25 protein-coding genes are annotated in these 23,546 nt (G+C 64.5%); 10 read left to right on the forward strand and 15 right to left on the reverse strand.

The features are described 5' to 3' along the window. Positions 1-1,304: ATP-binding protein (locus Q7O19_RS07050; protein WP_303809517.1), on the reverse strand; the 1,304-nt coding region annotated here is incomplete at its 3' end. 125 nt (positions 1,305-1,429) lie between these two features. Here Q7O19_RS07050 and Q7O19_RS07055 point away from each other — a divergent pair. Further along, entirely contained in the window at positions 1,430-2,362 is a 933-nt protein-coding gene (locus tag Q7O19_RS07055) for an SMP-30/gluconolactonase/LRE family protein (protein ID WP_303809570.1), read from the forward strand. Then, the gene (locus tag Q7O19_RS07060; RefSeq protein WP_303809519.1) at positions 2,359-3,213 is read left to right on the forward strand and encodes an alpha/beta fold hydrolase; all 855 of its coding nucleotides are present in this window, start codon (positions 2,359-2,361) and stop codon (positions 3,211-3,213) included. The genes Q7O19_RS07055 and Q7O19_RS07060 overlap by 4 nt, the downstream gene beginning before the upstream one ends. Here the strand turns inward: Q7O19_RS07060 and polA are convergent. Further along, positions 3,210-5,972, reverse strand: coding sequence for a DNA polymerase I (gene polA, locus Q7O19_RS07065; RefSeq protein ID WP_303809521.1), 2,763 nt, complete (start codon positions 5,970-5,972; stop codon positions 3,210-3,212). The two genes, Q7O19_RS07060 and polA, sit on opposite strands and share 4 nt — an antisense overlap. Before the next feature lie 132 nt (positions 5,973-6,104). Here polA and Q7O19_RS07070 point away from each other — a divergent pair, with 132 nt between their 5' ends. From Q7O19_RS07070 to Q7O19_RS07095, 6 genes are all read left to right on the forward strand, one after another. Further along, positions 6,105-6,704, forward strand: a complete 600-nt coding sequence (locus Q7O19_RS07070; RefSeq protein WP_303809523.1) for a PEPxxWA-CTERM sorting domain-containing protein — start codon at positions 6,105-6,107, stop codon at positions 6,702-6,704. Positions 6,705-6,794: 90 nt separating this feature from the next. Then, positions 6,795-7,394: a 3-isopropylmalate dehydratase small subunit gene (leuD, locus tag Q7O19_RS07075; RefSeq protein WP_303809525.1), complete on the forward strand. Its 600-nt coding sequence runs from the start codon at positions 6,795-6,797 to the stop codon at positions 7,392-7,394. 68 nt (positions 7,395-7,462) lie between these two features. Beyond that, entirely contained in the window at positions 7,463-8,527 is a 1,065-nt protein-coding gene (leuB, locus tag Q7O19_RS07080; protein WP_303809527.1) for a 3-isopropylmalate dehydrogenase, read from the forward strand. Beyond that, positions 8,524-9,153: a DUF502 domain-containing protein gene (locus tag Q7O19_RS07085; protein WP_303809529.1), complete on the forward strand. Its 630-nt coding sequence runs from the start codon at positions 8,524-8,526 to the stop codon at positions 9,151-9,153. The genes leuB and Q7O19_RS07085 overlap by 4 nt, the downstream gene beginning before the upstream one ends. After that, positions 9,150-10,370, forward strand: a complete 1,221-nt coding sequence (locus Q7O19_RS07090) for a dicarboxylate/amino acid:cation symporter (protein ID WP_303809530.1) — start codon at positions 9,150-9,152, stop codon at positions 10,368-10,370. The genes Q7O19_RS07085 and Q7O19_RS07090 overlap by 4 nt, the downstream gene beginning before the upstream one ends. A gap of 66 nt (positions 10,371-10,436) precedes the next feature. Next, positions 10,437-11,477: an aspartate-semialdehyde dehydrogenase gene (locus tag Q7O19_RS07095; protein WP_303809531.1), complete on the forward strand. Its 1,041-nt coding sequence runs from the start codon at positions 10,437-10,439 to the stop codon at positions 11,475-11,477. Here the strand turns inward: Q7O19_RS07095 and Q7O19_RS07100 are convergent. Both Q7O19_RS07100 and Q7O19_RS07105 read right to left on the reverse strand, forming a co-directional pair. Continuing rightward, positions 11,474-11,698, reverse strand: coding sequence for a helix-turn-helix transcriptional regulator (locus Q7O19_RS07100; protein WP_303809532.1), 225 nt, complete (start codon positions 11,696-11,698; stop codon positions 11,474-11,476). The two genes, Q7O19_RS07095 and Q7O19_RS07100, sit on opposite strands and share 4 nt — an antisense overlap. A gap of 3 nt (positions 11,699-11,701) precedes the next feature. After that, positions 11,702-12,190 (reverse strand): hypothetical protein, encoded by a 489-nt coding sequence (locus Q7O19_RS07105; protein WP_303809533.1) that lies wholly within the window; start codon positions 12,188-12,190, stop codon positions 11,702-11,704. A gap of 242 nt (positions 12,191-12,432) precedes the next feature. Between Q7O19_RS07105 and Q7O19_RS07110 the strand changes: the two genes are divergently transcribed. Beyond that, entirely contained in the window at positions 12,433-13,035 is a 603-nt protein-coding gene (locus Q7O19_RS07110; protein ID WP_303809534.1) for an outer membrane protein, read from the forward strand. A gap of 57 nt (positions 13,036-13,092) precedes the next feature. Here Q7O19_RS07110 and Q7O19_RS07115 read toward each other — a convergent pair whose 3' ends face one another. Together Q7O19_RS07115 and Q7O19_RS07120 are read right to left on the reverse strand one after the other, a co-directional pair. Then, a complete protein-coding gene (locus Q7O19_RS07115) occupies positions 13,093-13,728 on the reverse strand; it encodes a 3-oxoacid CoA-transferase subunit B (protein ID WP_303809572.1) in 636 nt (211 codons plus the stop codon). Further along, on the reverse strand, positions 13,725-14,447 hold the full coding sequence (locus tag Q7O19_RS07120) for a CoA transferase subunit A (RefSeq protein ID WP_303809535.1): 723 nt from the start codon (positions 14,445-14,447) through the stop codon (positions 13,725-13,727). Before Q7O19_RS07120 ends, Q7O19_RS07115 begins: the two co-directional genes overlap by 4 nt. Positions 14,448-14,740: 293 nt before the next feature. On the opposite strand from Q7O19_RS07120, the gene Q7O19_RS07125 reads away from it, so the two are divergent. Further along, a complete protein-coding gene (locus tag Q7O19_RS07125) occupies positions 14,741-16,117 on the forward strand; it encodes a pyridoxal-dependent decarboxylase (protein ID WP_303809536.1) in 1,377 nt (458 codons plus the stop codon). Here Q7O19_RS07125 and Q7O19_RS07130 read toward each other — a convergent pair. The 9 genes from Q7O19_RS07130 to Q7O19_RS07170 all read right to left on the reverse strand — a co-directional run bounded on the left by Q7O19_RS07130 (position 16,114) and on the right by Q7O19_RS07170 (position 23,546). Continuing rightward, positions 16,114-16,446, reverse strand: coding sequence for a hypothetical protein (locus tag Q7O19_RS07130; protein WP_303809537.1), 333 nt, complete (start codon positions 16,444-16,446; stop codon positions 16,114-16,116). The genes Q7O19_RS07125 and Q7O19_RS07130 overlap by 4 nt on opposite strands. A 51-nt stretch (positions 16,447-16,497) precedes the next feature. After that, positions 16,498-18,000, reverse strand: coding sequence for a class I adenylate-forming enzyme family protein (locus Q7O19_RS07135; protein WP_303809538.1), 1,503 nt, complete (start codon positions 17,998-18,000; stop codon positions 16,498-16,500). Between the two features lie 46 nt (positions 18,001-18,046). After that, positions 18,047-18,358 carry a hypothetical protein gene (locus tag Q7O19_RS07140; protein WP_303809539.1) on the reverse strand — a complete coding sequence of 104 codons (312 nt, stop codon included), beginning with the start codon at positions 18,356-18,358 and terminating at the stop codon, positions 18,047-18,049. A gap of 193 nt (positions 18,359-18,551) precedes the next feature. Beyond that, a complete protein-coding gene (locus tag Q7O19_RS07145; RefSeq protein WP_303809540.1) occupies positions 18,552-19,370 on the reverse strand; it encodes a cold-shock protein in 819 nt (272 codons plus the stop codon). Between the two features lie 153 nt (positions 19,371-19,523). Continuing rightward, positions 19,524-20,285, reverse strand: a complete 762-nt coding sequence (locus Q7O19_RS07150; protein WP_303809541.1) for a TIGR02186 family protein — start codon at positions 20,283-20,285, stop codon at positions 19,524-19,526. After that, a complete protein-coding gene (locus tag Q7O19_RS07155) occupies positions 20,282-21,199 on the reverse strand; it encodes a sulfite exporter TauE/SafE family protein (RefSeq protein ID WP_273434812.1) in 918 nt (305 codons plus the stop codon). Before Q7O19_RS07155 ends, Q7O19_RS07150 begins: the two co-directional genes overlap by 4 nt. Before the next feature lie 51 nt (positions 21,200-21,250). Next, a complete protein-coding gene (pgeF, locus tag Q7O19_RS07160) occupies positions 21,251-22,021 on the reverse strand; it encodes a peptidoglycan editing factor PgeF (protein WP_303809542.1) in 771 nt (256 codons plus the stop codon). Then, complete coding sequence (locus Q7O19_RS07165; RefSeq protein WP_303809543.1) at positions 22,003-22,524, reverse strand: GNAT family N-acetyltransferase; 522 nt, start codon at positions 22,522-22,524, stop codon at positions 22,003-22,005. Before Q7O19_RS07165 ends, pgeF begins: the two co-directional genes overlap by 19 nt. Continuing rightward, a complete protein-coding gene (locus Q7O19_RS07170; RefSeq protein WP_303809545.1) occupies positions 22,521-23,546 on the reverse strand; it encodes a class I SAM-dependent methyltransferase in 1,026 nt (341 codons plus the stop codon). The genes Q7O19_RS07165 and Q7O19_RS07170 overlap by 4 nt, the downstream gene beginning before the upstream one ends.

Genomic DNA, 23,546 nt, shown 5'->3' on the forward strand with positions numbered 1-23,546 from the left:
GTGCCGCACTGCGACAGTGCACCTTCGGCCAGGTCGGACGGGCGCTGCGTGACAAGGCCCAGCGACACGCCATATTTGCGGCCTTCCTTGGCGATGCGTTCCAGAACGTCGCGCACCGGGCTGGTGCGGGAAATAGTGCGGTTGGGGATGTAGCGATGGGCTTCCTCGCAGATCAGCACCACCGGCCGCTTGCGCTCCCCGCGGGACCAGACGGCAAAATCGAAGACAATGCGGCTGAGCACCGATACCACCGCCGAAACGATGCTGGTCGGCACGCCTGAGAGATCGATGACGGAGATCGGCCGGCCATCCACCGGCAACCGCAACATGCGCGCCATGAAATCGGCCATGCTGTCGTGGGCGAATTTGCGATCGAACATGAACTGCTGGCGCGGATCGCGCATCACCTGGTCCAGCTTGCCCCGGATCCGCATGTAGTTGGTGGCATTCTGATTTTCGGCCATCTTGCCCATTTCCGATTGCAGCGTGTCTACCAGAACCGAGAGAAGATAGGGGATCGGCGTATCGGTGGTGACGGCGGCCAACCCCTGCGCATAGACCGATTTGGCCCGCGCCATCTGCAGGCAACGCGCCAGGATATCGCGGTCCATGTCGCGGGCGGCGCCTTCGCTGGTCAACAGCACCTCGCAATGTTCTTCAAGGTTGAGCAACCAGTAGGGCAGTTCCAGATTGTCGACGTTGAACACCATGCCGGTATCCTCGAACGCCTTGGCATATTCGCCGTGCGGATCGATCATCACGACATGGCCTTCCGGGGCCTTTTCGATGATGCGATGCAGGATCAGCGCGGTGCTGGTGGATTTGCCGGTGCCGGTGGAGCCGACGATGGCGAAATTCTTCGAAAGGAACGTATCGAAATAGATCGCGGCGCGCACGCAGGTGGTTGGATAGACAACGCCGATCTGGATGTGCGGGCGATCTTCACCGGAAAAGACGCGGGCCGATTCTGCACTGGTCATCGGATAGGCCAGGCTGCCGGCACGCGGATAGGTGCCCACCCCGCGGCTGAAGCCAGTAATGCTGCGATCACCAGTCATGCCGGCTTCGCCCACCAGATCAACCTCGGCGATGGCGACATTGTCTTGCCAGGTGATGCCGCGCAGAGTGGCAACCACCCAGCGCCCGCCCGATTCCACCTTGATCAGGCTGCCCAGCATGCCCGCCGACGCGATCACCACGTCGGGATTGTCCTTCAGGCTGCTGGTGGCGGCGATATCGACCGCCAGGCGCAGGTGGCCGGCCGTAACCCCCACCACTTCACCGATAACCGTTTCTTGCCCCATCGCAGCACACTCCCTTGCTCAGACGATGGGCCGATTTGGGTTAAGATAGGCTGAAGCCCTCTCCATTTGCGATGATTGCGCTTGTCTGCCAGCCGCGCCACCATGGCGGTATTGCCTTGGGGAGGATGCACATGACCGGTTTCTATCCACACGAGATCATCGCCGAAGGGCTCGGCTTTCCGGAAGGACCGGTGGCAATGGCCGATGGTTCGGTGCTGGTGGTGGAAATCCGCCCCGGCCACATCACGCGCATCCACCCCGATGGCCGCAAGGAGACGGTGGCCACGCCCGGCGGCGGCCCCAACGGCATGGCGATCGGCCCGGATGGCGCGCTGTATGTGTGCAACAACGGCGGCTTTGAATGGTATGAACAGGATGGCATTCTGCTGCCCGGCAATGCCGCCAGCGATTATACCACGGGCCGCATCGAGCGGATCGACATCGCCACCGGCGCCGTGACCCGCCTGTATGACAGCTGCGACGGGCACAAATTGTCGGGCCCCAACGATATCGTCTTCGATGCCCATGGTGGCTTCTACTTCACCGATCTGGGCAAGCATTTCGATCACCACAGCGATGCCGGGGGGCTGTTCTACGCCCTGCCCGATGGATCGAAGATCACCCGCCTCATCCACGGGCCAGACTTGAACGGAGTGGGCCTCAGCCCGGATGGGAAGACCGTTTATGCCGCCTCCACCAGCCGGCGGGTGGTGCTGGGCTTCGACATCGTCTCCCCCGGCGTGCTGGCACCCGAACCGCTGCCGGCGGTGCCCGGCCGGTACGTGACGACCTGGGCCAACAAGACCTATCTCGATTCGCTGGCGATCGAGGCCAATGGCAACATCGCACAGGCGACGCTGATCGAAAGCGCCGGCATCACCAGCATCGATCCTGTGACGGGTGCGCAGGAGTATTTCCCCTTCCCCGATCTGCTCACCACCAACATCTGCTTTGGTGGGGCAGACATGATGGATGCCTGGGTCTGCCTGTCCACCACCGGAAAGCTCGCCAAGTGCCGTTGGCCACGGCCGGGCCTCAAGCTGAACCATAACGCATGATGTTAAAGGCCAACGGGCTGGACTTTGCGTGCGATGTCGCCGGCGAAGGCGATGATGTGGCCCTGTGCCTGCACGGCTTCCCCGAATCGCGCTTTTCCTGGCGGTTTCAGTTGCCGTTCCTGGCCGCACAGGGCTGGCGAGCGGTGGCGCCGGATTTGCGCGGTTATGGCCAGTCCAGCCGGCCTGTCGGCAAGGCCGCCTATCACATCGATCATCTCGTCGATGATGTGGTCGGCATGTTCGAGGCGCTGAAACCACGCCGCAAATTGCTGGTGGCGCATGATTGGGGCGCGGTGATCGCCTGGGTGGTGGCGATGCGGCGGGCGGTTGATCTGGACGGCCTGATCGTCATGAACGTGCCGCACCCCACCGTGTTTGGCGACCTGATCAGCCACCATCGGCCGCAGCAATTGAAAAGCTGGTATGTCGCCTTCTTCCAGCTTCCGTGGCTGCCGGAATTTCTGCTCCGCCAGAACCGCGCCGATGGCATTGCCAAGGCCTTCCTGAACATGGCGATCGACAAGGGCGCCTTCCCGCCGCACGTGCTGGAGGAATATCGCAAGAACGCCCTGATCCCCGGCGCGCTGACGGCGATGATCAACTATTACCGCGCCAATCTGAAGATCCTGGAAGAGACGAGCCCACCCATCGACGTGCCCACCCTGATGCTGTGGGGCGAGGAGGACACCGCGCTCGATATCAAGCTGACCGAAGGCTATGGCCCACACGTCAAGGATTTCACGCTGGTGCGCTTCCCGAACGTGTCGCACTGGGTGCAGCAGGAAGCGCCGGTGCCGGTGAACACGGCCATGCTGGAGTGGTTGCGGGCGAAGGGGTTGATCCTGCTCTAGTGCGCATCCCCCCACGACGCGCCATGGCCGATCTCGACGCCGAGCGGCACCGAAAGGTCCACCAGCGGCCGGTGGGCGTTGGCCATGACGGCGCGGATCACCGACTTGGCGGGGTCCACCTCGGCTTCCGGCACTTCGAACACCAGTTCATCATGCACCTGCAGCAGCATCTTCGTGCCCGGCAACCCCGCCTCGGCCAGCGCACCCGGCATCTGCACCATGGCACGCTTGATGATGTCGGCGGCCGTGCCCTGCACGCGGGCGTTAACGACGGCGCGCTCGGCAAACTGGCGCTCACCCTGGTTCTTGGAGAGGATCAGCGGTGCGTGGCACTTGCGGCCAAACAGGGTGGTGACAAAACCCTGGTCCTTCGCGAACGCAATCGTTTCAGCCATGTAGTTGCGGATGCCGGGGAAGCGGCTGAAATAAAGCTCAATATAGCGCGCCGCCTCGCTACGATCGATGCCCAGCCGCGCCGCCAGGCCAAAAGCGGAAATGCCATAGATGATGGAGAAGTTGATCGTCTTGGCCCGGGCGCGCGTGTCGCGATCAACATGGCCAAAGACTTCCTTGGCGGTGAGCGCGTGCACATCCTCGTTCGCCGCATAAACCTCCTTCAGTTCCGGCACGTCGGCGATGTGGGCGACCAGCCGCAGTTCGATCTGGTTGTAATCCGCCGCCATGATCACATTGCCCGGCGCAGCCACGAAGGCATGACGGATGCGCCGGCCGAGTTCGGTGCGGATCGGGATATTCTGCAGATTGGGATCATTGGAACTCAGCCGCCCTGTTGATGTGGCAGCGAGATGGAAGTTGGTGTGCACCCGGTCGGTGGTCGGGTTGATCTGCTGCTGCAGCGCGTCAGTGTAGGTCGATTTCAGCTTCGAATGCTGGCGCCAGTCCAGCACCTTCTGGGCGATCGGCGCGCCTTCCTCGGCCAGCCGCTCCAGTTCGCTGGCATCGGTGGTCCAGGCGCCGGTCTTGCTGCTTTTCTTGCCGCCCTTGTAACCCATCTTGTCGAAAAGGATTTCGCCCAATTGCTTGGGGCTGCCGATCGTGAACGGCCCGCCGGCCAGTTCGTGGATCTCTAGTTCCAGCCGGCTGATCTCAACTTCATACAGCGCGGACAGACGGGCGAGTTCGGCCCGGTCCACCTTGATGCCGGCCATTTCCATCTGAGCGATCACCGGCAGCAGCGGGCGATCGACCTGTTCATGGATGGCCGTCACCTGCTCCTTCCACAGCCGGCGGCGAAAGCCTTGCCACAGCCGGAAGGTAACATCGGCATCCTCGGCGGCATAGTCGGTCGCCTTGCGCAGATCGACTTCGGCAAAGCTTTTCAACCCTTTGGCGACATCCTTGTAGGCAATCGGCGTGTGACCAAGATGGCGGGCGGACAGATCGTCCATGCCATGGTTCCAGCGCCCGGCATCGAGCGCGTAGGACAGCAGCATGGTGTCATCATAGGGGCTGAGCACCGGCACGCCTTGGCGAGCCAAGACGATCAGATCATATTTCAGATTCTGGCCGATCTTCAGCACAGCCGGATCGGCAAACAGCGGGTTCAGACGGGCAATGGTCTCGGCCAGGCCCAGCTGCGGCGGCCGCTCGGCGAACATGCCGTCGCCAGTGCCGTGCGCTACCGGGATGTAGCACGCCTTGCCTGGCGCAACGCTCAGGCTGATGCCGACCAGATCACAGCGCATCTGATCGGTGCCGGTGGTTTCGGTATCCACGGCCACCGCACCCAGCCGCGTCGCCTCGGCAATCCACCAGTCCAGCCGCTCTAAGGTCGTCACTGTCTCGTAATCGGCGTGGGTGAAGGCGATCTCGTCCTCCAATGCGGCAGCGGTCGACGGGCGATGCGTGTTCGGCGCCGGACCATTGGAGCCGCTGCTGCCCAGCTTGGCCAGCATGGCACGGAAGCCGTGTTTTTTCAGGAAAGCCGCCAAGGGCTCGCGCGGCGGTTCCTTCAACGTGAGTTCGTCCAGTGGCGCTGGCAGCGGCAGGTCATCCTTCAGGCGCACCAGTTCGCGCGACAGCCGGGCCATTTCAACCGAGGCCGCCAGCGTCTCCTTCAGCTTGGGCTTCCTGATCGCCTCGATGTTGGCAATCACGCCTTCCACGCTGCCATATTCACTGATCAGTTCCGCTGCGGTTTTCGGGCCAACACCCTTCACGCCAGGGATATTGTCGGCCGTGTCGCCCATCAGCGCCAGCACCTCGCCCACCTGTTCAGGCGGTACGCCAAATTTCTCGATCACCTCAGCGCGGTTGATGGTCTGGTTCTTCATCGTGTCGAGCATGTTGATGCCGGGTTCGACCAACTGCATCAGATCCTTGTCGGAACTGACAATGGTGACATTCATGCCGGCGGCGCGGGCAGCCACCGCGTAACTGGCGATGATGTCGTCCGCCTCCACCCCAGCCTGTTCGAAGCAGGGCACCGAAAAGGCCCGCACCGCATCGCGGATCAACGGGAACTGCGGGATCAGGTCCTCCGGCGCCGGGGGGCGGTTGGCCTTGTAGCCATCATACATGTCGTTGCGGAAGGTGTGGCTGCCGGCATCGAGCACGACGGCAAGATGAGTCGGCGCCTCCGCCTTATTCAAGTCGGCAATCAGCTTCCACAGCATCGCTGTGAAGCCATAGACGGCGCCCACCGGCATGCCCTGCGGGTCTGTCAGCGGCGGCAGCCGATGATAGGCGCGGAAGATGAAGCTGGAGCCGTCGACCAGATAGAGATGCTGCTGCGTCATGGCACGACGCTAGCAGCATGGCGGCGGCGGGGCGAGAGCGCAGCTGCGGCGCTGGCGCAGTCGTTCACATAGTTAACCTAACTTTTACCATATGATGCCATGAAGCACTTGATTCTAAGGGGGATAAACCAAGTGCGCACTGTTTCGATCACGTTGGCAACGGCCGCGTTCAGCCTCACAGCGGTTCCGGCAGCGGCCGTAACCCAGTTTGCCGGCAACGGGCACCTGTATGAATTCGTCGCCACCGATCTGTCTTGGCAGGGCGCACTGGCCGCGGCTGCGGCTGCCACGCCAATCACCGGCTACACCGCTCACCTCGTCACCATCACCTCGCAGGCCGAGGATGATTTCCTCAAGACGCTGACCGGCAGCGCGACCTTCGTGTGGGCCGCCGGCACCGATGAAGATGTTGAAGGCACCTGGAAGTGGGCTGCCGGCCCGGAAGCTGGGCAAACCTTCTTCATTTTCGGCGCTGGCTCGGTTGGTTTCTCCAATTGGAACGCCGGGGAGCCGAACAATGTTGGCGCCGAGGATTATCTCCATTTCAAGGCCAACGCCGGCAACTGGAACGATATCTTCTCGACCTTCCCCAGCGGCGGCTATGTTGTCGAATACAGCCTGAACTCCGGCGCTGTTCCGGAACCGGCAAGCTGGGCGATGCTGCTGGGCGGCCTTGGCGTGGTGGGCACGGCCCTTCGCCGCCGCGGCAGCCGCAAAACAGTCGCAGCCTGAGCGAACCTCATTTGAAGCGGCCCGGCGGTGGATTCCACCGCCGGGCTGTGCCATGGGGTCGCCTGCGTCTTCCTGACATGAGGCCACTCCATGCAGCCCTTCACCACACTTTCCGGCCAGGCCATCCCGTTCGGCGCCGCCAACATCGATACCGATGTCATCATTCCGGCCCGCTTCCTGAAAACAATCAGCCGCGCCGGTCTGGGCAAGGGCGCCTTTGCCGCGCTGCGCGAAAACCCGGACAATGTATTCGACGCGCATGCTGGCGCGCCGATCCTGATCGCCGGGCATAATTTCGGCTGCGGTTCCAGCCGCGAACATGCGCCGTGGGCGCTGGGCGATCTGGGCATCCGCGTCGTCATCTCGTCGGGCTTTGCCGACATCTTTGCCGGCAATGCCTTCAAGAACGGCCTGCTGCTCGTTACCCTGCCGCCGGACGACGTGAGCCGGCTGCTGGCCGTGGCACAGGAAGGCCAGCCGATCACCGTCGATCTGGAAAATCAGGTGGTGACGACGCCGTTCCAGGACCGGTTCGAATTCGCGATGGACCCGTTCCGCAAGCAGTGCCTGATCAGCGGGCAGGACGAGATAGGGCTGACCCTGGGCATGGCCAATGTCATCACCGCTCACGAAGCCCGGCTTGCCGCCGAACGGCCGTGGATCGCCGGCGCCGCGCACCGCGGAAGCTGATCCGGCACCCTCCTGCTCCGCCATTCGACGCGGTTGGCAGCGGCAATCATTGCCGTTAAGGGCGGGGAATGACCAAGACACTGCTTCTGCTGCCCGGGGATGGCATTGGCCCCGAAGTTACCGCTGTTGCCCGCCGCGTGGCCGGGCGGCTGATCACGGGCGGGCTTGCCCTGGCCGTGGAGGAAGCGCCGTTCGGCGGCGCCAGCATCGACGCCCACGGCGTCCCCCTGACTGATGAGACGCTGACGCGCGCCAAGGCCGCCGATGCCGTGCTGATGGGTGCCGTGGGTGGCCCGCAATGGGTCGGCCAGCCGTATGACAAGCGGCCTGAAGCGGGGCTGCTGGGCTTGCGGGCCGGCATGAATGTCTATGCCAATCTGCGGCCGGCGCGCTGTTTTTCGGCGCTGGCCGATGCCTCTTCGCTGAAGCGCGTCTATGTCGATGGCCTCGATATCCTGTTCGTCCGCGAACTGACTGGCGGCGTCTATTTCGGTGAGCCGCGCGGCATCGAAACCCTGGCCGATGGCCAGCGCCGCGGCGTCAACACGCACGTTTACACCACCAGCGAAATCCACCGCGTTGCCCGGATCGCGTTCGAGCTGGCCCGCGCCCGCAAGGGCGAGGTCGTTTCGGCGGAAAAAGGCAATGTGATGGAAGCTGGCCTGATGTGGCGCGAGGATGTGCAGGCGCTGCGCGATGCCGAATATCCCGACATCAAACTCTCCCACATGCTGGCCGACAACATGGCGATGCAGCTGGTGAAGAATCCGCGGCAGTTCGATGTGATCCTCACCGACAATCTGTTCGGCGACATATTGTCGGACGAAGCCGCGATGCTCACCGGCTCGCTCGGCATGCTGCCGTCGGCTGCGATTGGCGAACCTGGCAAGCCGGGCCTGTATGAACCGATCCACGGTTCTGCACCAGATATCGCCGGGCGCGGTGTCGCCAATCCATGCGCATCGGTGCTCAGCCTGGCCATGGCGCTGCGCTACAGCCTGGGTGCGCCCGAACTGGCCGACAAGGTGGAAGCCGCCGTGGACGCTGCGCTCAACGCCGGCGCACGCACCCCCGATCTGGGCGGCACCATGACCACGACGGCCATGGGCGACGCGATCCTGGCTGGCCTTTGATCCGCAAGTTTCTCAGCCCTTTCGCCACCGGGCTGCTGTTTCTGGCGCCGGTGCTGCTGACGCTGATCCTGCTCAACTGGCTTTCGGGCTATCTGATCGCCGCTCTCGGCCCCAACACGCCGCTGGGCCTGGCGCTGGGTGCGGCCGGCATGTTCTTCACGCCGTCGCCGCTGGCCGCCTTTTGGGCCGGGCTGGGCATGGCGGCGGTGCTGGTGTGGCTGATCGGGATCGCCGTGCAGACGCGCTTTCGTCAGCGACTGGAAGGCGGGCTGGATGGCTTGATCGCCCGCATCCCGGTGCTGGGCCCGCTGTATCGCCCACTGGCGCAGTTTGTGCGCATGATGGGATCATCACCGGGCGGCGAGATGAGCGGCATGTCGGTCGTCTCGGTCAGTTTCGGCGATCATGTCGAGGCGCTGGCCCTGCTCACCAGCCCCCACGTCCATGATTTTGGCCAGGGACCACGCCAGCTCATCCTGATCCCTACGGCGCCGGTGCCAGTTGGTGGCGGCCTGTTGTTTGTCGAACCGAGCCGGGTGAAACCGGTGCCCACCATGGGCGTCGATGACCTGGCCAAGCTGTATGTCACCATGGGCACGTTGACCGGTGCGGAGGCCGCGAAATGAACCTGACGCTGCGCATCTTTCTGGCGCTGCTGGCCGGGCTGGTGGTGGGTGCATTATTGCCCGCTGACATCGGCAAGCCGCTGCTGCCGGTGACGGATGCCATCGGCAACCTGTGGCTGCAGGCGTTGCAGATGACGATCATCCCGCTGATCGCGGGCCTGCTGTTCACCGGCATCGCGCAATCGGTGGGCCAGGCCGGCGGCGGCAGGGTGGCCGGGCGGGCGCTGCTGGCATTCCTGGCGCTGCTGATCTTTTCCGCCCTGTGGTCGATGATCTTCGTGCCCTTGCTGCTGGATTGGTGGCCGGCGCCGCCGGCGGCCGCGGCCGCGATCGTGGCCAACAGCGCCGGTACCGCGCCAGTGGGCGACATCAAGATCGATATCGGCAAATGGCTGCTCAGCCTCGTGCCGGCCAACATCTTCAATTCGCTGGCCAAGGGCGACATGCTGCCGGTCGTCACCTTCATTGCCGTGTTCGCGCTGGCCGCCACAAGGCTCGACGATGATCGCCGCCGCAGTCTCGTTGGCCTATTCGATGCGGTGAAGGACGCCATGCTGGTGCTGGTCGGATGGATCTTCGTGATCGCGCCGCTGGGCGTGTTTGCGCTGGCGGTCAGCGTCGGCATCAAGGCCGGGCTCGGCGCCTTCGGCCTGCTTGGCCATTATATTACCGTGCTGGTGCTGGTGCAGGTTGGCCTGATCATCCTCATCTATCCGCTGGCGGTGATCTTCGGCCGGGTTGGCCCGTTGGCCTTTGCCCGCGCCGTGCTGCCGGCGCAGGCGGTCGCTGTCTCGACCCAGTCAAGTATCGCCTCGCTGCCAGCCATCTTTGACGGCGCCGAGCGGCTGGGCCTGCCAGAAACCACCAGCCGCGTGGTGCTGCCCTTGGCGGTGAGCATCTTCCGCATCACCTCCCCCTGCGCAAACGTCGCTGTCGTCCTCTACTGCGGCCATCTTTACGGCATGGACCACACGGCGCTGGCCTATCTTGGGGCGTTGCTGGCGGCGCTGGTGGCGGCGGTTTCCACCGGCGGGCTGCCCGGCTCCATCACCTTCCTCGCCGCCTGCGTGCCGATCGCCAACGCCATGGGCGTGCCCATCGCCGTGCTACCTGTGTTGTTGGCAGTAGAGCTGGTGCCGGATGTGTTCCGCACGCTTGGCAATGTGACTGCCGATCTCGGGGTTACCGCCATACTGTCGCGCGATCGGACCAATTGATTCTGGCGCTGAAAACTGGACTCTGCGCCCAAATCCGGTAACAGCCGCAGCCCAAGGAGCACACCCATGGGTTACAAGATCGTTGTTGTGGGCGCCACCGGCAGTGTCGGGCGCGAAATGCTGAACATCCTGGCGGAACGGCAGTTCCCGCTCGATGATATCGCTGCCGTCGCCTCCTCGCGTTCGGTGGGCGACAAGGTCGAGTTTGGCGAGACCGGCCGCGAGATCAAGGTGCAGAACCTTGAGCATTTCGATTTCACCGGCTGGGACATCGCGCTGTTTGCCGCTGGCTCCGGCCCGGCCAAAATCTATGCCCCCAAGGCCGCTTCGCAGGGCTGCGTGGTGATCGACAACAGCAGCCTGTTCCGCATGGATCATGATGTGCCGCTGATCGTGCCGGAAGTGAATCCGGAAGCCATCGACAGCTACAAGAAGCGGATGATCATCGCCAATCCCAACTGCTCCACGGCGCAAATGGTGGTGGCGCTGAAGCCGCTGCACGATGCTGCCATCATCAAGCGCGTTGTGGTGAGCACTTACCAATCAGTGTCCGGCGCCGGCAAGGACGGCATGGACGAGCTGTTCACGCAGAGCCGCGCCATCTTCGTGGGTGACGAGCCGGTGAACGAGAAGTTCACCAAGCGCATTGCCTTCAACGTGATCCCCCACATCGACAGCTTCCTGGGCCCCGACAGCGGCATGGACGGGTACACCAAGGAAGAGTGGAAGATGACGGTGGAGACCCGCAAGATCCTCGATCCCGATATCGAGGTGACGGCGACCTGCGTGCGCGTGCCGGTGTTCGTCGGCCATTCGGAAGCCATCAACGTCGAATTCGAAATGCCGCTCTCTGTTGCCAAGGCGCAGAGCCTGCTGCGCGAAGCGCCGGGCATCATGCTCGTCGACAAGCGCGAGGACGGAGGCTACGTCACGCCGGTCGAATGTGTTGGCGATTATGCCACCTTCGTTTCCCGCGTCCGCAAGGATCCGACCGTGGAGCACGGCCTGGCGCTATGGTGCGTGTCCGACAATCTGCGCAAGGGTGCGGCATTGAACGCGGTGCAGATCGCCGAGCTGCTCGGCCGCCGCCACCTGAAGAAGGGCTAATCCGTCTCGTCCGGGCCGCTGGAATCGAATTCCAGCAGGTCACCCGGCTGGCAGTCGAGCACGCGGCACAGCTTGGCGAGCGTGTCGAAGCGCACGCCCTTTACCTTGCCGGATTTCAGCAACGACAGATTGGTTTCGGCCATGCCGATGGCGGCGGCCAGGTCGCGCGCCTTCATCTTGCGCCGGGCCAGCATGACATCGAGGGTGACAATGATCGCCATTGATCAGACGATCTGATCGAGATCAGCCTGGATGACGGCGGCTTGATCCAGCACGCCGGCCAGGCTGCGCAGGGCAAAGCCGACAGCGGCCACGCCAACCAGCAGGGCAGAACCCACGGCCGTTCCATGCTGGATTTCGCCGATGACCAGGGCCGATACCGCCGCTGCGACCATCCATTCACCGCTGCGCCGGACATGCCGGCCTGTCTCCGGTGCCAGCAGCGCGCCGCCTTCGAGATGGGTGAACAGCAAGCGCCCCTGCCATACGGCGCCAAGCAGCATGATTGCCGGCAGCAGTGCGATCAGTCGTTCGCCGATGGCCCGGATGCCGGTGCGATCCCCCGCGACCAGCATGGCACCGAGCTGCTTCAGCGGCACATAGGCCTCCGCAAACAAGGAAAGGGCGGCAAAGACGAACAGAACAGTGAGCAGGCGGGCCATGCTGCTGAAATCACCTTGAAGCGTTTGCAGTCGTTGCTTTTCGTCAGTCACTTTGCGTCTCCAATTACAATCGTTATGCAACACATAAAGTTTATACTGATTTGCGTCAAGCGTCTTGTGCCGCACCGTCTGCTGGCTGAAGCCCGGCTAAACGAAACAAGGCCAGTGTATGGCAAGAGCACTACACCGCCACCAAATTGCCCAGCTTGGTTCAGGCCATGGCCAGCCAGCAGGGCCTAACCCCTTGTGCAGCCGGCCATCCCCATCGCCGGCGCAAAACAAGGAATACACCAATGTCACGTTTCGCTTTTGCTTTGCTCGCTGCCGCTGCCATCGCAGGCCCGGCCGTTGCGCAGGAAGCCAAGAACTTCAACGGCCCCTTCATCGGTGGCCAGATCGGTTGGCAGCAGGACCGCCAGTCGCTTGATCTCAGCACCGTTCCGCCCTCCACCATCCGCGCCAAGGGTGATGGCTTCGCTTATGGTGGCCAGCTCGGTTACGATCTCAACCTCGGTGGCGGCGTCATCGGTGTCGAAACCTCGCTTACCGGCCGCACCGGCACCAGCCGCTTCCCCACGTTTGATCTCGAATCAGGCCGCACCATCAATGTGACGGCGCGTGCTGGTTGGCTGGTGACACCGGAAGGCCTGCTCTATGCCCGCGGCGGTTACTCCAACGTCCGCTTCTCGATCACAAACCCGGCCGGCGGTGCGGAAAACCGCGATGGTTACACCGTGGGCGCCGGTTACGAGCAGATGCTGGGCAAGAATGTCTCGGCCCGCATCGAGTATAACTACAGCGATTACGGCAACGACACGCTGCCGGGCATCGGCGGCGGCGCCAGCCTCAACTATCACCGCCATGCGCTGATGACTGGCGTGAACTTCCGCTTCTGAACTCCCCCGACCGGAAGGGCGGGGCCGGCAGCACACGCTGCCGGCCCCATTTTCGTGTCAGGCTTCGAAATGGCCTTCTGTGCGGGCCTTGAGCATGTCGAGATCGATACCCGGTGCCAGTTCGATCAGCCGGAACGGTGCGCCCTTGGCCGGGCGGGCCAGCACGGCGAGCTCGGAAACGATCATGTCGACCACGCCCTTGCCGGTGAGCGGCAAGGTGCAGGCGGTCTTGAACTTGGCACTGCCGTCCTTGGCGTTGTGCTCCATCAGCACGATGATCTTTTTGACGCCGGCCACCAGGTCCATGGCGCCGCCCATGCCCTTCACCATCTTGCCGGGGATCATCCAGTTGGCAATGTCGCCGTTGTCGGCCACTTCCATGGCACCCAGGATCGACAGATCGATATGGCCGCCGCGGATCATGGCGAAACTGTCGGCGCTGCTGAAATAGCTGGTGCGGTCGAGTTCGGTGATGGTCTGCTTGCCGGCGTTGATCAGGTCCGGATCCTCCTCGCCCGCAAACGGAAACGGGCCCATGCCCAGCATGCCGTTCTCGCTTTGCAGCGTCACGTCCACGCCTTCGGGGATGAAATTGGCCACCAGAGTGGGCATGCCGATGCCCAGGTTCACATAGAACCCGTCCTGCAGCTCCTTGGCGGCGCGGGCGGCCTGTTGATCACGCGTCCACATCAGGCGGGCTCCCTCTGGCGCACGGTGCGCTGCTCGATGCGCTTTTCATAATCCCGGCCAACGAACAATCGCTGCACGAACACGCCTGGCGTGTGGATATGATCGGGATCGAACGTGCCGGCCGGCACCAGTTCCTCCACTTCCACCACGGTCACCTTGCCGGCGGTCGCCATCATGGGGTTGAAGTTGCGCGACGTCTTGCGGAAAATGAGGTTGCCGTACGGATCGGCCTTCCATGCCTTCACGATGGACACATCGGCGACCAGGCCGGTTTCAAGGATGTAGGTTTCGGTTCCCGAAGCCGTGGCAAAATCCTTGTGCTCTTTGCCTTCGGCCACCAGCGTGCCAACGCCGGTTTTCGTATAGAAGCCCGGAATGCCGGCGCCGCCAGCGCGGATGCGTTCGGCCAGCGTGCCCTGCGGGTTGAATTCCAGTTGCAGCTCGCCAGCCAGATACTGCCGTTCGAACTCCTTATTCTCGCCCACGTAAGACGAGATCATCTTCGCGATCTGCCGCGTTTCCAGCAGCTGTCCGAGGCCAAAGCCATCGACGCCGGCGTTGTTGGAGATGACGGTAAGACCCTTCACCCCGGCATCGCGCAGCGCGGCAATCAGTTTTTCGGGGATGCCGCACAGGCCGAACCCGCCGGACATGATCGTCATCTCGTCGAACAGCAGGCCATCAAGCGCGGCCTTTGCATCGGGATAGAGCTTGTTGGCCATGGGCGGCCTCCCTTTCATGTTGCATCTGCGAGATAGCCAGATTGTCGCAGCCACGCCAGCCGGATTTCGTGCGCGGCGGCGGTGGGCTGTAGGTTACAAAGGTTACAGAACGCGCTTCATGCGCGCGCCCGTGCGCGACACGCGCCTGCGAGTCGATATCGGTGAGCGCAAGGCCGTGGCGCGTTGAGATGAACATGGCCACAGCCTAGCATTGCGGCCAGCCTGTAGAACAGGCGTACACGCTTTCTGATTCCCGCAAGACAGTGGCGCGGGCCTCGGATATGAGGGAGCGCATGAGCCCGCTTGATATCGCCATCGCCGAAGGTCGCCGCTTCATCGACAGCCAGTCCACCCGCAGCGTTGCCCCGACCGGCAGCCGCGCCGACATCCTGGCCCCCATGCCCACGGCCTTGCCCGCCACCGGCATGGACCCTGCGGACGTGGTGCGCCTCATCGCCCGCGCTGCCGAACCCGGCCTGATGGGCAATCTGGGCGGGCGCTTTTTTGCCTGGGTGAAGGGCGGTGCTCTGCCGGCCGCGCACGCCACTGATGTGCTGGCAACGCTGTGGGATCAGAATGCCGTGCTCGCCGCCACCAGCCCGGCCGGCGCCGTGCTGGAGGAAGTTGCGGGGCGGCTGCTGCTCGATGCACTGCACCTGCCGGAGACATGCGCCTACAGCTTCACAACCGGCTGCCAGATGAGCCACGCCACCGCGCTGGCCGCCGCCCGCCACCATGTGCTGGCCCGCGCCGGCTGGGATGTGGAGGTGGATGGCCTGTTCGGTGCGCCGCCGATCTGCGTGCTGGCCAACGCCCACCGCCATTCCAGCGTCGACCGCGCACTGCGGCTGCTCGGCATCGGCACGGCGGCAATTGTGCCGCTGGGCGGCGGCGGGCCGGGCAAGGTGGGCGCCGCCGAACTGCAGGCGGCGCTGGCCGCCACGCAGGGCGCGCCGACGATCGTCGTTCTGAACGCCGGTGACTTGAACCTGGGCGCCTGCGATGATTTCGCCTCGCTGGCGCCGATGGCGCAGGCGGCCGGCGCGTGGGTGCATGTCGATGGCGCATTCGGCCTGTGGCTCAATGCGGCACCACGCTTCCGTGCTCAGGTGGCGGGTATCGACCTGTGCGACAGCTGGGCGACCGATGGCCACAAATGGCTGAACACGCCCTATGATGCCGGCATGGCCATCACCCGCCACGGCGACGCGCTGAAGGCATCGATGCGGATGACCGCGAGTTACCTGACCGAGGGCGGCGATACCCGCGATCCGATGGATTACACGCCGGAATGGTCACGGCGGGCGCGCGCGCTGCCGACGCTGGCCGCCCTGCTGGAACTGGGCCGCGATGGGCTGGCCGACATGATCGAGCGCTGCTGCGACCATGCCATGGCCATCCACGACGGCATCGCGGCGCTGGACGGCGCCACCAGAATCGCCCGGCCGGTGATGAACCAGGGCCTGATCCGTTTCCACGATTCCGCCGGCGCCAATATCAGCGACGCGGTGATTGCCGCCATCAACGCCAGTGGCGAAGCCTTTCTGAGCGGTGTGCTGTGGCATGGCGAGCGCACCATGCGGATCAGCGTGTGCAACTGGCAGACCAACGAAGACGACGTGCGCCGCACCGTGGCAGCGGCGGCGCAAGCGCTGGCGGCTTTGCGTTAAACGCGCCGCCGGCCGATCAAGCCGCCGATCAGCCCGGTCACCGCGCTGCTGCCGGTGCCGAGGGCGAGCAGGCTGGTCGGCACGTCACCCAGCGCCACCGAAACCGCAATGCCGATGGCGGCGCTGATGCCGCCGGCCAAGGCGCCACGGCCGGCCGCGGCGCTGATGCTGGCCGGCTGGCCTTTCAGCGCCGCCCAGCCAGCCAACGCCGAAATGCCCATGCCGCCGATGGCAAACAGGTTGGCGACGGCCGGCACGAAATGCCCGGCGACCACCATGGCGATCTGGGCGATGGTGCCCAACAGCGTTGCGGGTGTGAGTTGGTTCATGATCCTCCCCCCCAGAGCGGTGAAGCGAGGATGCTGCGCCTTTGCCGCCGGTCAGGCAACCGTGCCGGTGAAGCTGTCGCGCAATTCGCGTTTCAACACCTTGCCGATGTGACTGCGCGGCAACTCATCCACCAGCAGGACGGCGGCGAGACGCTGGGTCTTGCCCACCTTGGCATTGGCGGCGGCACGCAGGGCTTCAGGGTCCGCTCCCGGCGCGACGATGAAAGCCACGGGGGTTTCGCCCCAGGCGTCTGACGCAACGCCCACCACGGCGGCCTCCACCACGTCAGGAAGAGTGAGCAGGACGGCCTCGATATCGGAGGGGTAGATGTTGAAACCGCCCGAGATGATCATGTCCTTGGCGCGGTCCATGAGCGTCAGGAAGCCATCTTCATCCAGCCGGCCGATGTCCCCGGTGCGCAGCCATTCCTTGCCTTGCGCGTCGATCCAATAGGCCTTGGCAGTCAGATCCGGTCGGTTCTTGTAGCCGTTCATGGTGGCCGGCGAGCGGCCGACGATCTCACCTGGCGTACCCGGTGGCACGTCGTTGCCCTCTTCATCGATGATGCGCACTTCGTGGCCGGGCTGGGGCTGGCCAACGGTGTGCAACTTGTCGGGATGTTCGTGGGCGACAAGCATGAAGCCCACTCCGCCTTCGGTCATGCCGAAGAATTCGATCAGGCCGCCAGGCATGCGGCGCAGCACTTCGGCCTTCAACTCGGCCGCGAACGGCGCGGAGGTGCAGAATTTCATCTGGATGGAGGAGAGATCGGTCGCGTCGAAGCCGGGGTCAGCGAGCAGGCGGCGATATTGCACCGGCACCAGCATGGCATGGGTGACGCGGTGGGTTTCAGCCTCCTTGAGCCAGCGGGCGGTGTCGAACTTGGGCATCAGCACGACGGTGCCGCCCCAAGCCAAGGTGGGGATGAAGCTGACCAGGGTGGTGTTGGAATAAAGCGGGGTGGAGCACAGCGTGACGCACTCCGGCCCATAGCCGATGCGGCGGCCGCCGGTGATGTGCAGGGAGCGCATGGAGCAGCTTTGCACGATGCCCTTGGGGGTGCCGGTGGTGCCGCTGGAATAGATGATGTTGAAGCCAGCCGCCGGATCGAGCGGGGCCGGCGCCGGTGGCTGCGCGGTGGGATCGATGAAGCTGTTCAGCCGATCGAGATCGACCAGTGTCTTGCCCGCCAGCACGGTGCCGAATTCGGCACGATTTGGCGCATCGACAAACACGAACTGCGCGCCCGAATCGGCGACCATGGCGGCGATCTGATCGGGCGTGGAACTCGGGGCGAGCGGCGCGATTGTGGCGCGCAGGCGCAGCACGGCGGCCCACAGCACGGCATAATCCACGCTGGACAGCGCGATGCTGACCAGGCTGTCACCGGGCTTCACGCCGTGATCAGCCAAGGTGCCAGCGAGTTTTTCGGCACGGGCGATAAACGCGCCCCAGTTCAGCCGGTCCCTGCCGCAAATGACGGCAGGATGCTCCGGCCTGGCCGCCGCATTGGCAGCCATGGCGGCGGGAAAGTCGAAAATGGCGTCAGTCATGGCCAGCAGGGTGGCGCACACCCGGCCGGCCTGTCCACTGCTGAATTCAGGCAGCCTGCTGCAACGCCGGGGCAGCGAGCAGCGCTGGCACCGGGGTGCCCAGCTGGGTCAGCGCGCGGGCATGGGCGTCATATTGGGCCTGCAGGCGGGCCAGGTGCACCGGATCGTGGCCGTTGCGGCTGATGGCATCGGCCAGCAGTTCCGCACCAGACACCAGTTGGTCGATCTGGCGCTTCTTGCGCTCGTCGAGCGCGCGCGGGCCGTGCATGAAGAAGGCGGCAACCACCACAGCAACCATGAGATAGCTCATCACGATCATGATGATCGTCACGCTGTTGTTGGCCACCATCGTCTTCACTCCGCATTTCTTGTCAAAGTTGTCCGCGCGGCAGCCCACGCTGAGGCGCCGCGTGACAGGCTTGTAAAGACAAAGCAAGCCCAATGCGGCCAAGAGCTTGGCAGCGGGCAGTTTTGCCGCAGTGCAGGAAAGGGAGCCATGAAAAGGGCGGCGGCCATGCCGGCCACCGCCCATTTTCATCGCCTGAAGTCGATCAGATCGCGCTCAGGTTCACCGCAGCCTCTTTACCGCGACGATCTTCTTCCAGTTCGAACGAGACGCGCTGGCCTTCATTCAGATTGGAGAAGCCGGCGCGTTCCACGGCCGAGATGTGCACGAAGGCATCAGGCGCGCCATCGTCGCGCTGGATGAAACCGAAGCCCTTGGTGCCGTTGAAGAACTTCACCGTGCCTTCAACGCGCTCACCCGTGGTCATCGGGGTGCGTTCACGCGACGGACGACGTTCGAAGTCGGCGCCACCGGCGCCACCGGCGCGCGGTTCGCGCGGCGCACGTTCTTCAACCGGCAGCGGTTCGCCTTCGATCTTCAGTTCGGTCGCCGAAACGCGGCCATTGCGTTCGGTGAGGGTGAATTCCAGCGGTTGGCCATCGGCCAGGCCGGTCAGGCCAGCGGCTTCCACCGCCGAGATGTGCACAAACACATCTTCGCCACCGTCTTCACGCACCACGAAACCAAAGCCCTTTTGCGCGTTGAAGAACTTCACCGTGCCGCGGCCGGTGCCGATCACGATGCCCGGGGTCATTTCGCGCCTGGGTGCGCCGCCGCCGAAGCCGCCGCCACCGCCGAAGCGGCCACCGCCGCCACCGCCACCGCCGCCACCGAAGCGATCACCGCCGCCGCCGAAGCCGCCGCGACCACCACCGCCGCCACCGCCGCCGAAGCCGCCGCCGCCACCACCGAAGCGATCGCCACCGCCGCCGAAGCTGCGGCTGGAGTCTTCAAAACTGTCAAAGCCGCGTTCGCGCTTGTCAGAACCACGCCCGGGACCACGTCCCCGTCGATCAAAGCTCATTTAATTTCCAAATCCGTAGCTGTCTGTCTGAAACTGGAGCCTGTCGGGCGATGCGGTGAGGTATTCAAAACAACGGGCCGATAATGCGCCAACAATCAATATAAACGAAAAAGGGGCTGGACGCGAGTCGAATATTGGCCGGTGAAAACGGTGCTACCACCGACGCCGCGTGACCAGCGCAGCCAACGCTCCGGCCGCCAACGCGGCCATTACGGCGGCAAGCCCATAAGCCAGGCTGTTTTCCTGTGCCATCACATATACCCAGCGTTCAAAACCCGATTTGTCGATCACAAACGGCGCCGATGTGCTGGCCAGCACCCGGCCCTTTCGCACCAAGTGGATTTCGGCGGTGTAATCGCCCACCGGCACCGCCGCAGGCAGCGCGATGCGGGCGGCATAGAGAACACCGCGGGTGATCTGCACGCCATCGGAACGCTCGGTGAACAGCCCTGCCTTCTGGCGCGCGGCAATCAGGCCGGTTTCGAATGTGCGGCTGATCCCGTCATCTGCGCCGCTGGCCGGGGACAATTGCAGGTTGCGGATGCCGATTTCGTAAATGGCGGTGGTGCGTTCATCGGCAATCTGCGTGATGGGGCGGGTGGCTGCCACCGCATAGAAACCCGGCACCGATTCAAAGCGCACGCCGGTGGCATTCACCCATATGCCGGCGATTCGCGCCTTTTGCCGGACGGTGACCGGCGCCGACGGCCCGCGCACCACCACCGCGATATCGGGCGGCGCATCGGGCACGCTGCCTTGCGGATACTGGATGGCACCGAACACCAACATTTCCGATCCGCGAAACGTGGTGTTGATCTCGATTCGGGCCTGGCTGAGCTGGGTGATCAGCCGGATCGGCGCCGCCCCCGCCAGCGCCAGCCACAGGCCGAGGGCAAGAGCGATGCGGGCCATCATGCGCCCTCGAACAGCGCGAACGGTTCGGCCGGTGTGAGGGTGAGGCCGATGAGCAGCACGCCCGCCACCGCCAGCACGACAATGGCCAGCCCCAGCCGCAGCCGATCCGGCGAGAGCTTCTGCGCCGCCCGCACACCCAGTTGCGCGCCGGTCACACCGCCAAGCAACAGCAGCAGGGCGAGCACGATATCGACGCTTTTGGAAGCCGTGGCGTGCAGCATCGTGGTCGCCGCCGTGACGAAGATGATCTGGAACAGCGAGGTGCCCACCACCGCCTGCGCGCGCATGCCCAGAATATAGACCATGGCCGGCACCATGATGAAGCCACCGCCGATGCCCATGATAACGGTGAGAATGCCAACGGCAGCGCCAAGCAGCAGCGGCGCCAGCGGCGAGATGTAGAGGCCCGAGCCGGGAAAGCGCATCTTCCACGGCAGCGCCGCCACCCAGGGCAGATGACGACTGCGGCGCGCCGGCGGTGCCTGCCCTGCCCGCGCGGCCTTCAGGGCGGCCAGCGCATCGCGCAGCATGAGGCCGCCGATCACCGACAGGAACAGCACATAAATCAGGCTGATCACCACATCGATCTGGCCGAGATCCTGCAGCACCGAAAAGACAATCTGCCCCAGCCCAGCGCCGACCAGGCCGCCCGCCACCAGCACCCCGCCCATGCGCAGATCCACCTGGCCGCGCTCCCAATAGGCCAGGGCGCCCGAGACGGAGGAACCGGTGATCTGCGTGGCAGACGACGCCACCGCTACCGCCGGCGGGATGCCATAGAAGATGAGCAGCGGCGTGGTGAGGAAACCGCCCCCAACGCCGAACATGCCGGACAGAAAGCCGACAGCCCCGCCCATCAGGATGATGAGCAGTGCGTTCACCGACATTTCGGCAATGGGCAGATAGATGTCCATGCGCCGCAGACGTTACGGGCTGGGCGGGGAAAAGGGAATCGGGCTTTTCGTTTAAGCCAACGCGATCAGCGACAATTGGCGGCCATAATCCGGCTCGCTGCGATGCGTGGTGCGGCGGAAGCTGAACCAGCGGGCTTCATCGGGATAGGTGTCCACCCCCATCGCCACCACCGTACGCACGCCGGCGGCGGCGAGGCGGGAGGCGATGAAGCCTTCCAGATCGAACTGGCAGTGTCCGGGTTTGCCAGCCGGGAAAAAGGCGTCGTGTTCAGGATCGAGCGCGCAGAAGCGGTCGCGAAAGGCCAGATCAACCTCGTAACTGGCGCGCGCAATCGTTGGCCCGATGGCCGCCACGATGCGGTCCCGGCGGGCGCCAAGTGCTTCCATCGCTGCCACTGTGGCCGGGCCGATGTCGGCGAGCGCGCCTTTCCAGCCCGAATGCGCCGCACCGATCACGCCGGCGTCCACATCGGCCAGCAGGATCGGCGCGCAATCGGCGGTAAGGATCCCCAGCGCCAGGCCAGGCGTCGCCGTCACGAGTCCATCGGCATGCGGCCGGGCCTCGTCGGGAAAGGCGGCAGTGACGGGTATTACGGTGGCCGAATGCACTTGATGCAGCGTCACCAGCGCGGCGCTGGAGGCAACGGCTTCGACGACGCGACGGCGGTTTTCCAGCACATCAGCACGGTCGTCACTGCTGCCCAGCCCGACATTCAGGCTGGCGAACAGCCCCGACGACACGCCGCCGCGTCGAGTGAGGAACCCGTGGCGCGTACCAGCCAGCGCAGGGACGGTGAGGAAATCTACAGTCTCGCTCGGCACAGGATATCCTCATCGGCCTGATCGCCGACCATGAAATGATAGGGCGCCACTTCTTCAAAGCCGTGACGGGCATAGAAGCGCCGGGCGCGCGGGTTTTCGGTGAACACGCTGAGCCAGATTTCCGGCGCGCCGCGAGCCCGGGCCGTGTCCTTGGCCCACTCGGTGAGCACGTCGGCGATGCCAAGGCCCTGCCACGGCTTGTAGATATAGAGCTGGCGCAATTCCATCGCGCCGGGCGCGGGATCGGGCGCCGGCAGTTTCAGGCTGCTCACCTTGCAGAAGCCGATCGGCGTGCCGCCGGTCAGCGCAAAGCGCACGCTGATATCGGCATCGGCCAGTTCGGCAGCATAGGCTTCGTCGCTGCCCTGCTTGAGGAAGGTCGCCATATCCTCCAGCCTGTAGAGCGTGCCGAACGTGTCGATGAAGGTGGCGCGCGCAATGCCGCCCAGCACGGCACCATCGGCCCGCGTCGCATCGCGATAGCTGATCAAGGGATGGCTCATGACGCCCCCATGCCAAATCCGGCCGGCACTGGCCAGCCTGGCGCCGTGACGGCCATGGCCTGGAAGATGGCGCCCATCTGCTGCGGCGCGGTGAGCCGCAACAGTGCGGCGGTGATGCTGCCGGCTTCGTGCGGTGGCTTGCCCATCTTCAGCGCCTCGGCTCGCGCCGCGATGCCGAGCTCACCAAGCAACGCGCCCTGCGCCACCGGGCCATGAATGGCCAGGCCGCGGTTGTGGGCAATGGCGGCAAGCGCGCTGAAATCGACATGCGCGGTCAGATCATGCGCGCCGGGATCATAAAAGGGGCTGACCTTTTCGCCGCGATGCACGGCCTGCAGCGTATCAAGCGGCACCTTCTCGATCACCTGACCGCCATAGCCATAATCGATGATCAGCATGGCGCCGCCCTGGGCTGCGATGCGACCCGACAGATGCCCCATGATCGCCTGCGCCGCCTCGCTCCATTCGGCGTCAGGGCCGTCTGCGGGGAGCCATTGCGGCATGAACAGGCCATCATTAAAATCGACATGCAGTTCCTTGCCCGCCCGGCGCTGGCGGATCGGCAGGGCATCGAAGAATTCGTTGGCGACAATTAGCAGCGGGCGATCGTCGGGCAGTTGATCCACCCGGTCGTGCCACTGCGCCGCCCAGCCCGCCAGCCGGGCCCGCTGGATGGAACGCAGCGGCAGGCTGGTTTCAACCATGTGCAGACCGGCGCTGCCAATGAAGCCTGGCAGCCGACCAAGCAGGCGCAGCGCATCAGCCATCAGGCTGCCATGGCCGGGGCCGAGTTCGGCAATGTGCAGCGGTGGTTTTTCGGCGCGCAGCCACAGATCGCCGATCCAGCCGCCGATCATCTCGCCAAACATCTGGCTGATTTCCGGCGCGGTGGTGAAATCGCGGCCCAGTGGATCTTCGCCGCCATAATAGGCCGCGTTGCAGGCCGCCATCCACGCATCGAGGCGCAGTGGGCCTTCGGCGGCGATGCGGGCGCGCAGGGTTTCGGCGAGGCTCACGCCCAT

Source organism: Sandarakinorhabdus limnophila DSM 17366 (assembly GCF_945882885.1).
GTDB classification, from domain to species: domain Bacteria; phylum Pseudomonadota; class Alphaproteobacteria; order Sphingomonadales; family Sphingomonadaceae; genus Sandarakinorhabdus; species Sandarakinorhabdus limnophila_A.

Coding starts and splice junctions, on each gene's coding strand:
- leuD (WP_303809525.1), top strand. CDS start 6,795: ATGCAGCCCTTCACCACACTTTCCGGCCAGGCCATCCCGTTCGGCGCC.
- Q7O19_RS07165 (WP_303809543.1), bottom strand. CDS start 22,524: ATGAGCCATCCCTTGATCAGCTATCGCGATGCGACGCGGGCCGATGGT.
- Q7O19_RS07150 (WP_303809541.1), bottom strand. CDS start 20,285: ATGATGGCCCGCATCGCTCTTGCCCTCGGCCTGTGGCTGGCGCTGGCG.
- Q7O19_RS07055 (WP_303809570.1), top strand. CDS start 1,430: ATGCACATGACCGGTTTCTATCCACACGAGATCATCGCCGAAGGGCTC.
- Q7O19_RS07170 (WP_303809545.1), bottom strand. CDS start 23,546: ATGGGCGTGAGCCTCGCCGAAACCCTGCGCGCCCGCATCGCCGCCGAA.
- Q7O19_RS07145 (WP_303809540.1), bottom strand. CDS start 19,370: ATGAGCTTTGATCGACGGGGACGTGGTCCCGGGCGTGGTTCTGACAAG.
- polA (WP_303809521.1), bottom strand. CDS start 5,972: ATGACGCAGCAGCATCTCTATCTGGTCGACGGCTCCAGCTTCATCTTC.
- Q7O19_RS07155 (WP_273434812.1), bottom strand. CDS start 21,199: ATGGACATCTATCTGCCCATTGCCGAAATGTCGGTGAACGCACTGCTC.
- Q7O19_RS07100 (WP_303809532.1), bottom strand. CDS start 11,698: ATGGCGATCATTGTCACCCTCGATGTCATGCTGGCCCGGCGCAAGATG.
- Q7O19_RS07125 (WP_303809536.1), top strand. CDS start 14,741: ATGAGCCCGCTTGATATCGCCATCGCCGAAGGTCGCCGCTTCATCGAC.
- Q7O19_RS07120 (WP_303809535.1), bottom strand. CDS start 14,447: ATGGCCAACAAGCTCTATCCCGATGCAAAGGCCGCGCTTGATGGCCTG.
- Q7O19_RS07135 (WP_303809538.1), bottom strand. CDS start 18,000: ATGACTGACGCCATTTTCGACTTTCCCGCCGCCATGGCTGCCAATGCG.
- Q7O19_RS07110 (WP_303809534.1), top strand. CDS start 12,433: ATGTCACGTTTCGCTTTTGCTTTGCTCGCTGCCGCTGCCATCGCAGGC.
- Q7O19_RS07095 (WP_303809531.1), top strand. CDS start 10,437: ATGGGTTACAAGATCGTTGTTGTGGGCGCCACCGGCAGTGTCGGGCGC.
- Q7O19_RS07130 (WP_303809537.1), bottom strand. CDS start 16,446: ATGAACCAACTCACACCCGCAACGCTGTTGGGCACCATCGCCCAGATC.
- leuB (WP_303809527.1), top strand. CDS start 7,463: ATGACCAAGACACTGCTTCTGCTGCCCGGGGATGGCATTGGCCCCGAA.
- Q7O19_RS07060 (WP_303809519.1), top strand. CDS start 2,359: ATGATGTTAAAGGCCAACGGGCTGGACTTTGCGTGCGATGTCGCCGGC.
- Q7O19_RS07090 (WP_303809530.1), top strand. CDS start 9,150: ATGAACCTGACGCTGCGCATCTTTCTGGCGCTGCTGGCCGGGCTGGTG.